Source organism: Parabacteroides caeci (genome assembly GCF_023656795.1).
In the GTDB taxonomy this organism is placed as follows: Bacteria; Bacteroidota; Bacteroidia; order Bacteroidales; family Tannerellaceae; genus Parabacteroides; species Parabacteroides segnis.
On record NZ_JAMOKT010000053.1, the window covers coordinates 1 to 12,731 of the forward strand.

The following is a 12,731-nucleotide window of genomic DNA, read 5'->3' on the forward strand; positions in this document are numbered from 1 at the left end:
ATGACCATTATCAATGCTTTACGGGCAAAACTTGTGGCGAGAATGTTCGCCGTTATCAAAAGGGATGAATTTTATTCTCCTATTTTATCGGAAAATTTTTGCTAAAAACATAAGAATATGAATTACCGGCTTTTAATGCACCGTCGGGAACAGGAACATCAACGGTGTAAATTCGTGATGCACTTTCTCCGTTTGCCATTATCTCCAAAGTCAAAGACATCGGTTCGGATGTTTCCAGCGGGAGCATGATATACTGAGCCAGAAAACCATTTATACCCATTTTGTCCGGTCTGTCGAATGTAGTTGCCGGAGGTATGGTTCCCGTTGCCAAATCCATGCTTGCTCCCGGTTCCGGCGGAGTGATCATTGCTGAAATTAATTTGTTTAACTGAATGCTTTCTCCTTCCGATATTTCAATAACCACTTGTGTCGCTGCATGCAAATAGACAATCGGTATATTAATCTGTGAACTTGCCACATCCAGATTCGGATTATGCCACCAAAGGTAATCGATCCCATTGAATAAAGGTTCTGATTTTCCTGCTGAGAATTTAGGCGGTATAGTAGAAAAATTATCCGATACTGCATAAAAGTCAAAAATACCGTTTCCCAGATACATTTTATATCCATCCACTCCGGTTAATACTCCGGGAGCAGAAGTGATGTATAATCCCTGTGCCGAAGGAGTTCCTTTTGTCCCGTTTTGGGTAGAGGGTTCGAATACTAATACTTTGCTTTTTATTCCCTGATTCATGGGTGACATTGCACGTGTCATCAAATTACGACCTTCAATTGAAGCATTGAAAGTCACCAAGTTAGATCCTTCCGTATTATTTCCTCCCGAAGGTTTATTCTCATCACCGACCTCCAGGATTATTGTGTTTTTGGAGCATCCGGCAAAGAAGAAAATCACATAGATTAATACCAGCAATTGTGTTGTTTTGAGTAATTTAGTTTTCATAACCAGCCATTTTATAATTATTCGTCTATATAATACATTTTAAAACCAGTTTTGGTTCAAATGAGTGGCGGATATGATCTCATTTAATAAAAAAAGAGAGATACTCCATTGGATGGAATATCCCTCTTTTATCGAAGGTATAAAACCTACATTCGATTTAACTCTTCATTTTTGCATTAATTGCGCGCACTAAACGCGTCTGAATTTTCATTAAGGTAGCCAGGTCCTCAGTTTCGAAATCGATATCAGAAATCTTAGTCTTTGTTTTCTGTTCTACAACTTCTTCTCCTTTCTTAGAACCATTTTCAATGTCCTTAACTAGCTCATCCAACTGAGCTTTAATTTTCCCAATCTTCTTTGAATAATTTACTGTACGTGCCATATAATTCTTTATACATTAATGGATAATATAAAATCATTAGTACAAAAGTAATTATTATTTGAAAATAAAGAAATAAATAACCAATAATACGTACATTTTAAAACGAATTAAGAAGGATATTCAAAGAAAATACCCTTCTTAATCACATTATTTATTATTTTTTCAGATCAATCCTCAATAGCGGCCTGTGCTGCGGCAACACGAGCAATAGGCACACGGAACGGAGAACATGATACATAATTCAAACCTACTTTGTGGCAGAACTTAACTGAAGACGGTTCACCGCCATGTTCACCACAGATACCACATTTCAGATCCGGACGGATAGCACGTCCTTTTTCCGTAGCCATTCTTACCAGCTGACCTACTCCATTCTGGTCTAATACCTGGAACGGGTCTACCTTCAGGATCTTCTTTTCCAGATAAATCGGCAGGAAGGAAGCGATGTCGTCACGGGAATAACCGAATGTCATCTGAGTCAAGTCGTTTGTTCCGAATGAGAAGAACTCAGCAGAAGAAGCGATACGGTCGGCTGTCAAAGCTGCACGAGGAATTTCGATCATTGTACCTACTTTAAAGTCGATACGGTCTCCTACTTCGGCAAATAACATTTCAGCAGCAGCACGGATTACCTTTTCCTGTTCTTTAAATTCATACAGAATACCGGTCAGCGGAACCATAATTTCCGGTTTAGCCACAATACCTTCTTTCTTCAATTCCAACGCAGCACCTAAAATAGCGCGTGTCTGCATTTCAGTGATTTCAGGATATGTATTACCCAGACGGCAACCACGGTGGCCCAACATCGGGTTATGTTCGCAAAGCGATTCAACACGCTGCTGAATTTCTTTTACAGAAATACCCATTGCTTCAGCCATTTCTTCCTGACCTTTCTGATCGTGAGGAACAAATTCGTGCAAAGGAGGATCGAGCAGACGAACGGTAACAGGCAGATCATGCATAGCCTTGAAGATACCCTTGAAGTCTGCTTGCTGATAAGGCAAAATCTTCTTCAATGCATTCTTACGTCCTTCGGCATCTTCCGCCAGGATCATTTCACGCATTGCTTTGATCTTTTCGCCTTCGAAGAACATGTGTTCCGTACGGCATAATCCGATACCGCTTGCTCCGAATGCACGGGCAATCTCCGCATCATGAGGAGTATCTGCATTTGTGCGAACCTGAAGTTTGGTATATTTATCGGCCAACTTCATTAATTCAGCGAAATCATCCGACAATTCAGCTGCCTGCGTTTCGATTTGTCCTTCAAAGATTTCTCCGGTAGAACCGTTGATAGACAGGAAGTCACCTTCTTTCAGCGTGATACCTCCTACTTCGATTGTTTTTTTCTTGTAATCGATATTCAAACCACCGGCTCCCGATACACAGCATTTACCCATACCACGGGCAACAACGGCAGCATGAGAAGTCATACCTCCGCGAGCTGTCAGGATACCTTCGGCAACAGCCATACCGGCCAAGTCCTCCGGCGATGTTTCGATACGCACAAGAACAACCTGTTTTCCGGCAGCATGCCATTCAGCAGCGTCGTCGGCAAAGAATACAATCTGGCCGGTAGCAGCACCCGGAGATGCAGGTAAACCTTTTACCAATACTTTAGCCTTCTTCAGCGCAGCCTTATTAAATACCGGGTGAAGCAATTCATCCAGTTTATTCGGTTCGATACGTGCCAGGGCAGTCTTTTCATCAATCATTCCCTGATGCAACAAATCCATGGCAATCTTTACCATAGCAGCACCAGTACGTTTACCGTTACGAGTCTGAAGGAACCACAGTTTACCTTCCTGTACGGTAAATTCCATATCCTGCATGTCGCGGTAATGATTTTCCAGTTTCGTCTGCAAAGCATCCAGTTCCTTATAGATCTCAGGCATAGCCTCTTCCATTGAAGGATAGTTGGCAGCTCTTTCTTCTTCAGGAATACCGGCGCGTTCAGCCCAGCGCTGTGAACCGATTTTAGTGATCTGCTGCGGAGTACGGATACCGGCCACAACGTCTTCACCCTGTGCATTAATCAGGTATTCACCGTTGAACAAGTCTTCACCGTTACCGGCGTCACGAGAGAAACATACACCGGTTGCGGAAGTTTCACCCATATTACCGAATACCATAGCCTGAACAGTTACAGCTGTTCCCCACTCTGCCGGAATACCTTCCATCTGGCGGTACAGGATAGCACGTTCGTTCATCCATGAGTTAAATACGGCACAGACAGCACCCCACAACTGTTCGTAAGCACAAGTCGGGAAGTCGCTTCCTGTTTGTTTCTTTACTGCGGCTTTGAACTTTGTAACCAATGTCTTTAAGTCGTCGACAGTCAGTTCGTTGTCCAGCTTCACCCCTTTGGCTTCTTTCACCTCTTCGATGATTGCTTCGAACGGGTCGATGTCTTCCTTGCTGGTCGGTTTCATACCCAGAACCACATCACCGTACATTTGTACAAAACGGCGATAAGAGTCCCATGCAAAACGAGCGTTACCGGTTTTACGTGTCAACCCTTCTACTACTTCGTCGTTCAATCCCAGGTTCAGGATAGTATCCATCATACCCGGCATAGAAGCGCGTGCTCCAGAACGGACAGAAACCAACAACGGGTTTTCTACATCTCCGAACTTGGAGTTCATCAACGTTTCTACATTAGCAATAGCTTTTTCAACGTCCGACTTCAGTAGTTCTACGACTTTGTCCTGGCCCAGTTCATAATATTCCGAGCAAACTTCTGTTGTGATAGTGAATCCCGGAGGAACCGGAACTCCAATCAAATTCATTTCGGCAAGGTTTGCACCTTTACCACCCAGCAGATTTCTCATATCTGCTTTTCCTTCGGCTTTTCCATTTCCGAATGTGTAGACTCTTTTTCTTTCCATATGTCAGACAGTATTATGTTTATTAGATTTCAGTTTTGCTATCTCTACTTTGCAATGCTGCAAATATATGCTATTTCAGAGTATGAAGGATATGGAAAGTTAAATAATTTTATGTGTTTTATAGCTATTCCTTATTATTCGTATTACCTAAATATGTACATTTGCGTGGGAAAAATTTAAAACTCAGATAAAATTGGCAAGAAATAAGAAGCAGTTACCCTTGTTGGAAAAGGTAACAATTACAGACGTAGCCGCTGAAGGTAAAGCGATTGCACGAGTAAATGAGAAAGTAGTGTTTGTTCCTTTTGTTGCTCCCGGCGACGTAGTAGACATCCAGCTCACCCGTAAAAAGAACAGTTATGCCGAAGGTAAAGCAGTGTACTTCCACGAATATTCTCCGGAACGTGCCGTTCCTTTTTGCGAACATTTCGGTGTTTGCGGCGGTTGTAAATGGCAACATCTGCCCTACGAAGCGCAGTTGAAATACAAGCACAAGCAGGTCATAGACAATCTCACCCGCATCGGAAAGATAGAAATGGAAGAGATTTTGCCTATATTGGGTTCCGAACGCACCACCTTCTACCGGAATAAACTCGAATTCACATTCTCCAACAAGAAATGGCTGACGGAAGAAGAAGTAAAATCCGGAGCTACTTTCGATTGCATGAACGGGGTCGGTTTCCATATTCCCGGTATGTTCGACAAAGTGCTGGATATACACAAATGTTGGTTACAGAATGATCTTTCCAACCGTATCCGCCTTTGCATCAAGGAATATTGCCTGTCACACGAAGGATATCCTTTCTTCGACCTGCGGAATCAGGAAGGTTTTATCCGTACATTAATGATACGTACGGCATCGACGGGCGACCTGATGGTGGTTGTCGTATTCTACCATGAAGATAAGGAACGCCGCGAAGCCCTGCTGTCTCATGTGGCAGAACAATTCCCGGAAATCACTTCCTTATTATATGTCATAAACGAAAAGTGCAACGACACGATCACCGACCAGGAAGTCCTGGTGTTCCGTGGTAAAGATCATATCATTGAAGAGATGGAAGGCCTTCAGTTCAAGGTTGGTCCTAAATCGTTCTATCAGACGAATAGCGAACAGGCTTATAACTTATATAAGATTGCCCGCGAGTTTGCCGGACTGACCGGAAATGAAATGGTTTACGACCTTTATACCGGTACCGGAACGATTGCCAACTTCGTTTCCCGCCAGGCTAAGAAAGTAATCGGCATCGAATATGTACCGGAAGCAATCGAAGATGCTAAAGTTAATTCGGCTTTGAATAAGATTGACAATACGTTGTTCTATGCCGGAGACATGAAAGATATCCTGACAGCAGATTTCATAAACCAACATGGCCGTCCGGATGTTATTATTACTGATCCTCCACGTGCCGGCATGCACGATGATGTAATCAACACCATCCTTTTCGCCGAACCGGAGCGTATCGTTTATGTAAGTTGTAACCCGGCAACACAGGCCCGCGATTTGAGCCTGCTTAGCGTGAAGTACGACGTGAAGAAGGTTCGTCCGGTCGATATGTTCCCACATACACATCATGTGGAGAATGTCGTTTTATTAGAGAAGAAAAAGTAACATATATAATAATGTATAGGAAAATCGTCTCCCTTTTGTGTATCACTTTGCTTTTGAGTAGCTGTTCCGGCAAGAAGCAAGAGCAGAAGGAAGACGATTTTGTGTCTATGGACCTCCCCCAGTTGAAGGCACAGGGCGAAATTACAGCTGTCACACTCTACAGTTCCACGTCTTATTTCCAGTATAAGATGGAGCCGATGGGTTACGAATACGACCTGATAAAAGACTTTGCCCGTTCCGAAGGACTGAAGCTGAATATCAAAGTGGCCGAAAATGCCACCCGCCTGATTGAAATGCTCGAAGCCGGAGAAGCCGACGTTATTGCCTATCCCATCCAGGTAAGCAATAACCTGAAAGAAAATTATCTCTACTGCGGACGGGAAGAGTTTACCAGCCAGGTATTGGTTCAGCGTGCCAACAAAGGCGATACGATTCTTAAAGATGTCACCCAACTAATCGGGAAAGACGTATATGTGAAACCTGATACAAAGTATTACGAACGCCTTAAAAACCTGGATAAAGAATTAGGTGGCGGCATCCATATAAAAGATATAAAGAAAGACACGGTAACAACCGAAGACCTGATAGCGATGGTCTCGCAAGGTGAAATCCCCTATACCATCAGTGACGATAATATTGCTCGTCTGAACAAGACCTATTTCTGGAATATCAATGTCTCACTGAAAATCAGCTTCATGCAGCGTTCTTCCTGGCTGGTGCGTAAGAGCAGTCCGCAACTGGCCGAAGCTATCAATGCATGGGCATCGGATAAATCAGGCTCGCACGTCTATCGAGCAGTAGTGAAACGTTATTTCGAGCTAGGTAAGCAACCATTAACGGCAGATCTTCCCCCGGTAAAGAACGGGCATATTTCTCCTTATGACGATTTGTTCCGTCGGCATGCCAAAAACATCGGATGGGATTGGCAGCTGCTTGCCTCCATTTCCTATCAGGAATCCCATTTCAACCCTTCCGTCGTATCCTGGGCAGGGGCCGAAGGTCTGATGGGCATTATGCCGAACACGGCAAAAGCACTTGGTGTTACTCCCCACGAACTCAAAGACCCGGATATCGGAATCCGTACGGGTGTAGATTGCCTGCGTAAATTCCGCCAGGGCTTTTCCGAGATTACCGACCCGCTGGAAAAGATAAAGTTTACATTAGCCTCTTACAATGCCGGCATCGGACATGTCTATGACGCTCAACGCCTGGCCGAAAAGTATGGAAAGAACCCGAACGTCTGGGAAGACAACGTTGCCGAGTATATCCGCCTGAAAAGCGATCCCGAATATTATAACGACCCTGTCTGCAAACATGGATATCTCCGCGGTTCGGAGACATTCAATTATGTGCGTGAAGTGATAGAGCGTTACAATTACTACAAGAGCAAGACTAAGCATAGTTGAATCACGCCAGATTCTCTGCAATCATCTCCTTTATGGCAAGTATTACCTTCGGATGACTTAGCGGTATGTCTTCAAAGACAGCCAGCAACTCTTCCGTACTCACTTCAAAAAGCTGTTCTCCCTTTTTATATGAAAAGCAGACATTGATTTCCGGATTGCCGCTTATCAACATGGCGACTGTTCCGGGAAGGTCTCCCCAGGGAGGACAATCAATATTAGCGGTTATAAAACAAGCTGTAACCTCCGTCCTCGCCCCCGGTTGGGAACTTATCTTGACAAAACCTCCGGTCTGTTCCGCATTTTGTATCAGGAAAGGGATTCCCAGACCTACCTTTCGGGTCGTACGGGTCGTATAGAACGGATCCGTTACCCGGGCAATCGTCTCTGCATCCATTCCACAACCGTTGTCTGCAATACGGATGGTTGTATTCTCCTCATTTATAGCAATATCCAATAAGATACGAGTCGCACCGGCACGAACACTGTTTGATGCTATATCCGTAATATGAAATGTAAGTGTATTCATCCTGATATTTATTTCCTGATATGCTGAATATTAAACTTTTTTCTCCTTTATTTTATAAAAGGAAGGTATGCCTTACATATTGGCAAGTATAGCCTTACTTATATGTAGAATATACCTTACATTTATGTATAGTATATCTTCCTATTTTAATTATGCGGAGGAAAAGACTAAATGTTCCTGACTTTTGGCGTAAGCCATCCTGATGTTTTCGAATAAAGGTGCAGCAGCCCGTATCAAACAGGGCTTAGTCCCGATTTGTTCCGGATAATGGGCATCGGAAGCCGGATAGGATGTGTAGTTCGATAAATACTTCTGCTCCGACAAAAGCCGGGCGAAACGGGAAGCATCCGTATATTCTATTGCATCCAGCGATAATGACGGATCAATAAATCCCAACTGGCTGATCAGGCTGAAAGAAGGCCGTTCCACATGTGCAGCAACAAAAAGACCGCCCAGTTCCTTTACAAATGCAGCCACCTGATTGACGTTCTGATCGAGTGCGGAAAGCAACAAGTACGGGGTCTCTCCCATTATCTCTTCTTTACGGTTTACCCAGACCTGGTCGCCGAAACGGTCGGGATCATTGGGAACAGGCGGTAGATGTTTCTCCAGATATTGCTGGAAAACGGCACGGGCTTCATCACTTCCGAAAAGGGCAATGCAATGTGCTTCCTCACGGGTACAGACTTCGGCTCCGGCAAAGACAGTCAATCCGGCTTCGACTCCCAACGATTGTACTTCAGGACATTGCAGGGTCGTGTTATGATCGGTTATGGCAATGATATCCAATCCGCGGGCAAGTGCCGTTTCGACAATGACCGTGGGACTCATATCCAGGCTTCCGCAAGGCGAAAGGCAGGTATGAATATGCAGATCGGCCCGGTAGAGGTTCATCCGTTCTGTAACAGTTGATACACTTTTCCACTGATAACAAAAGCAGAAAGAGATGTTCCCAACAAAGGAATATCCTCGTCCTTCCCCTTTTGCAATGTTTCTTCATCCGGCGAAGCACCATTGACAATCAAGACGGCGGCAGCATCCTTCAGCGTGGAAACGGCAACAATGTTCTGATGGGTTTGCATGGTGATCCACAACATACCCTCTTCCATATGTCCCATTACATCACTCAACAGATCGCTGGTATAGCCACCTTTGATTACCGTATCCAGATTCTCTTCTCCGCAAAAAACGGTAAGATTCAATTCTTTTACAAGATCACTGACCTTCATATTTAGCTCCTTTCTTATAACAGTCTTTATTTAAACGATCTTTTCCCCAGGTCTTTTCGACGAGGCGGAAGGCATGTTCCTGATCCAGTTTGCCATGCTTCTCCATATTACGCTGCATGAAAATGCAGTCACTGAACTGGGCTTCGTGACGGACGATATCTTCTGCCAGACTTTGGCAATTAGGGTTTCCACAAGCGCCACAGTCGATTCCCGGCAGATAACACATCAGACGACGCACCTGTTCCATCTTTTTCAGGACTTCTTCGATAGAACCGTCATAGAGCAGCTTCGGGTTGGGTTGGTGCGGACGGATTGTGATGTGCTGCTTCAAATAAGCCAAAGCTCCCAATCGTTCGGAGGCATAAATGAGCGGCGCTTTGTCACGTTTCATCGAACGCTTCATGATCCGTTCGGCCGTAAGGAAGCGGTTCGCAACAGCCAATACGCCTCCGGCACAACTGCGGTCACAAGCACGGAGTTCCAGAAAGTCCACATTACGGACCTCCGTTGTCGTTTCCATACGTTCCAGGAAATCGATCACATTATGTATTTCGTCGATGGCCAGGCAACGGCCAGAGAAGTGTTTGGCCTCCCCTCCCGTCTGGCTCCATCGCATTTCTTTCTTTGTCAGGGCGGGCGGAAGCACGCAATCCGGCTTATATCCTTTCGGTCGGTTTTGCAGGATATGGTATACCTTATTATATAGGGTATCCATATTGATCACGCCGTTAATGGTGGACGAATATCCGTCAGCACTCTTCAAGGCCGCAATCTTGGCAGCACAGGGAGTGACATAAAAGAGGCCGATCTGATCCGGGGAATGACCTTCCTCCGTCAATACCTGATGGTAATAGGTAGCAGTTGCATTCACCGGACTTTTCACCAGCAGGATATTATCGACCAAAGCAGGGAAGCGAATTTGTATCAGACGCACAATCGCCGGACAAAAAGAACTGATCACCGGCTTTTCTTCGGCCTGTTCCATCTGCCGGAGCATCTCGCGATGAATCATATCAGCCGTAAACTCAACCTGGTAGACATGGGTGAATCCCAACTCATACAAGGCGCTGAATATTTCTTCTTCCGTCGTATATTTGGAAAACTGTCCGATGAAAACGGTGGGAACAAGCGCCACGCGGCATTCGTAGTCGAATATCTTCTGGAAGTCGTCCTGCTCCACATAAATGGCTTCTGTCGGACATGCTTTCAGACATTCCCCGCAATCGACGCACCAGTCTTTGCGAATCACGGCTTTCCCATCCCGGATACGGACAGCACGAGTCGGGCATTTCGTCATACAATGTGTACAACCTATGCAGCGCTCCTTGTCGATTTTCAGGGCATGATAAAATTTAGTATCTTCCATGGTCTTCTACTCCTTCTTTCTGAACCAGGTAACCATGCGTACGATTGTTCCTACGCCTACCTCGCTCTCTATAGTTAATTCGTCTACATTCTTTTTCATATTGGGCAATCCCATTCCTGCCCCAAACCCCATTTCACGCACAGCCGGCGAAGCCGTGGAAAAGCCTTCCTGCATGGCTTGCGGAATATCCGGAATACCGGGACCTTCATCTTTCAATGTCAGCGTAATCTTATCCGCATCCAGTTCTGCCGCCACTTTTCCGCGCCAGGCATGGGCAACAACGTTCACTTCCGCTTCATAAAGCGCCACGACCACTCTCTTGATGACACGGGAATCGATCGATAACTGTTTCAGTATCTTCTTTATCTGGCTGGAAGCATATCCGGCCTTCGAGAAGTTTCCTCCTTCCAATTCAAACGTTAGCTGCATATCCTCTCCTTTCTTTAATAGACCGGCACAAGACCGCTGCAATACAACTCGCCAGCCACATGATACATGGAATGACAGGTTTCAAGCAAGATCATATTATTCTCGGACGCAAGTTGCAACATCTCCGGCGTAGCTTTCTTGCCACGGACGAAAAGGATACAATCGACATCGGCCATTTCGGCTGTACGGATCGTTTGCAGATTGCAAAGTCCGGTAATGAGAATCATTTCATCACAGCACAATGTCAGAACGTCGCTCATCAGGTCGCTGGCAAAAGCACATTGTACTTCATGGCCCAGCTTATCGTTTCCACACGCCACGGTCGCATCGGTAAGTTCTTGTATTTGCTGAATCTTCATAATCGCATGCAAGGTTTAATTTCGTGATGCCAATGTAAGAAATATTTTTTAATAGATGTCCGTTAGTCTATATTAATTACTATCTTTGTTCCAAAACGAAGATAAACTGCGCCTCGACATAAAAAATGAACTCGTTCATTTTATTCTGTTCTCGGCTTGCATTATCTTTGGTAGCAATAAATAAAATTCTATTCTTATGTTTAGTAAAGAAACCTATATGGGCCGCCGGGCCAAACTAAAACAGACAATAGGTTCAGGCCTGTTGCTTTTCCTCGGAAACGATGAGTCGGGAATGAATTATGCAGACAACACCTATCACTTCCGCCAGGATTCCACGTTCCTGTATTTCTTCGGGCTTCCTTATGCCGGTCTCTCCGCCATTATTGATATTGACAATAATAAAGAAATCATTTTCGGTGACGAACTGACGATCGATGCAATCGTATGGATGGGAACTCAGCCGACACTGAAGGAGAAGAGCGAAGCAGCCGGTATCACCGAAGTTCGCCCTTTCAAAGAAATTGAATCGTATCTGAAAGCAGCACAACAGAAAAGCCAGCGTATCCATTACCTGCCGACTTACCGTGCGGAACATCAGATCAAACTGTTCCAATGGCTGGGTATCGTGCCGGGAACGGAACAACCTTCGGTGCCTTTCATCTTCGGTGTAGTAAATCAGCGTAATTATAAGACTGCGGAAGAGATTGTCGAAATCGAAAAGGCTTGTGTGGTTACTGCCGACATGCATCTGACTGCCATGCGTACCGTACGTCCGGGAATCCGTGAGAGCGAAGTGGCTGCTGCCGTGGTTGAAGTGGCTTATGCGAATGACTATCAACTCTCCTTCCCCATTATCGCAACGATCAACGGGCAGACGCTGCATAACCATGATCATAGCAATATGATTAAGAGTGGTGATATGCTGCTGCTCGATGCCGGTGCGGAAACGGAAATGGGATATGCGGGTGATATGTCTTCTACCATTCCGGCTGATTCTAAATTCACGACTCGCCAGAAAGATATTTATGATATTCAGGTAGCGGCTCACGAAGCGGCTGTTGCGGCGTTGCGTCCGGGTATTCCTTTCGTCGATGTGTACGAACTATCCTGCAAAGTCATTATGGAAGGTTTGAAGGATCTTGGTTTTGTCAAAGGCGATCCGATGGAAGCTGTAAAGGCCGGAGCTCATGCAATGTTCATGCCTTGTGGCCTGGGACACATGATGGGATTGGATGTACATGATATGGAAAACCTGGGTGAAGTATATGTGGGATACGACGGACAACCGAAGAGTACTGAGTTCGGCCGTAAGTCTCTCCGCCTGGGACGTAAACTGGAACCGGGATTCGTTCTTACTATCGAACCGGGTGTCTACTTTATCCCTGAATTGATGGATCTTTGGAGAAGTCAAAATAAGTTCACCGAATTTATCAATTATGAAAAGCTGGTAACTTACAAAGACTTCAGCGGTATCCGCAACGAAGAAGATTATCTGATTACAGAAGACGGTGCCCGTCTGTTAGGAAAAAAGATTCCTTTGCACACGGAAGAAGTGGAAGCACTGCGGTAAATAAGA

The 12,731-nt window shown here is 45.0% G+C and carries 12 protein-coding genes; 3 read left to right on the top strand and 9 right to left on the bottom strand.

What is annotated here, in order from left to right:
* Window positions 1–79 precede the first annotated feature (79 nt).
* From NBH15_RS21725 to ppdK, 3 genes are all read right to left on the bottom strand, one after another.
* Window positions 80–961 (bottom strand): fimbrillin family protein, encoded by an 882-nt coding sequence (locus NBH15_RS21725; RefSeq protein WP_250823535.1) that lies wholly within the window; start codon window positions 959–961, stop codon window positions 80–82.
* A gap of 157 nt (window positions 962–1,118) precedes the next feature.
* Window positions 1,119–1,343, bottom strand: a complete 225-nt coding sequence (locus NBH15_RS21730) for a hypothetical protein (protein ID WP_244051049.1) — start codon at window positions 1,341–1,343, stop codon at window positions 1,119–1,121.
* Between the two features lie 167 nt (window positions 1,344–1,510).
* A complete protein-coding gene (gene ppdK, locus NBH15_RS21735; protein ID WP_244051048.1) occupies window positions 1,511–4,231 on the bottom strand; it encodes a pyruvate, phosphate dikinase in 2,721 nt (906 codons plus the stop codon).
* Between the two features lie 193 nt (window positions 4,232–4,424).
* On the opposite strand from ppdK, the gene rlmD reads away from it, so the two are divergent.
* Window positions 4,425–5,840 (top strand): 23S rRNA (uracil(1939)-C(5))-methyltransferase RlmD, encoded by a 1,416-nt coding sequence (gene rlmD / locus NBH15_RS21740; RefSeq protein ID WP_244051047.1) that lies wholly within the window; start codon window positions 4,425–4,427, stop codon window positions 5,838–5,840.
* Between the two features lie 11 nt (window positions 5,841–5,851).
* Complete coding sequence (locus tag NBH15_RS21745; protein ID WP_244051046.1) at window positions 5,852–7,246, top strand: MltF family protein; 1,395 nt, start codon at window positions 5,852–5,854, stop codon at window positions 7,244–7,246.
* A 1-nt stretch (window position 7,247) separates the two neighbouring features.
* Here the strand turns inward: NBH15_RS21745 and NBH15_RS21750 are convergent, their stop codons facing one another.
* The 6 genes from NBH15_RS21750 to NBH15_RS21775 form a co-directional block, all read right to left on the bottom strand.
* Window positions 7,248–7,772 carry an ATP-binding protein gene (locus NBH15_RS21750; RefSeq protein WP_244051045.1) on the bottom strand — a complete coding sequence of 175 codons (525 nt, stop codon included), beginning with the start codon at window positions 7,770–7,772 and terminating at the stop codon, window positions 7,248–7,250.
* 150 nt (window positions 7,773–7,922) lie between these two features.
* Window positions 7,923–8,666 (bottom strand): PHP domain-containing protein, encoded by a 744-nt coding sequence (locus NBH15_RS21755; RefSeq protein WP_244051044.1) that lies wholly within the window; start codon window positions 8,664–8,666, stop codon window positions 7,923–7,925.
* Entirely contained in the window at window positions 8,663–9,001 is a 339-nt protein-coding gene (locus NBH15_RS21760; protein WP_007656800.1) for a DRTGG domain-containing protein, read from the bottom strand. The genes NBH15_RS21755 and NBH15_RS21760 overlap by 4 nt, the downstream gene beginning before the upstream one ends.
* Complete coding sequence (locus NBH15_RS21765; RefSeq protein ID WP_250823536.1) at window positions 8,988–10,367, bottom strand: [Fe-Fe] hydrogenase large subunit C-terminal domain-containing protein; 1,380 nt, start codon at window positions 10,365–10,367, stop codon at window positions 8,988–8,990. The genes NBH15_RS21760 and NBH15_RS21765 overlap by 14 nt, the downstream gene beginning before the upstream one ends.
* Window positions 10,368–10,373: 6 nt before the next feature.
* Window positions 10,374–10,796 carry an ATP-binding protein gene (locus NBH15_RS21770; RefSeq protein WP_007656804.1) on the bottom strand — a complete coding sequence of 141 codons (423 nt, stop codon included), beginning with the start codon at window positions 10,794–10,796 and terminating at the stop codon, window positions 10,374–10,376.
* A 14-nt stretch (window positions 10,797–10,810) separates the two neighbouring features.
* On the bottom strand, window positions 10,811–11,155 hold the full coding sequence (locus NBH15_RS21775) for a hypothetical protein (RefSeq protein WP_007656807.1): 345 nt from the start codon (window positions 11,153–11,155) through the stop codon (window positions 10,811–10,813).
* Between the two features lie 196 nt (window positions 11,156–11,351).
* On the opposite strand from NBH15_RS21775, the gene NBH15_RS21780 reads away from it, so the two are divergent.
* Complete coding sequence (locus tag NBH15_RS21780) at window positions 11,352–12,725, top strand: aminopeptidase P family protein (protein ID WP_250823537.1); 1,374 nt, start codon at window positions 11,352–11,354, stop codon at window positions 12,723–12,725.
* Window positions 12,726–12,731: the final 6 nt, after the last annotated feature.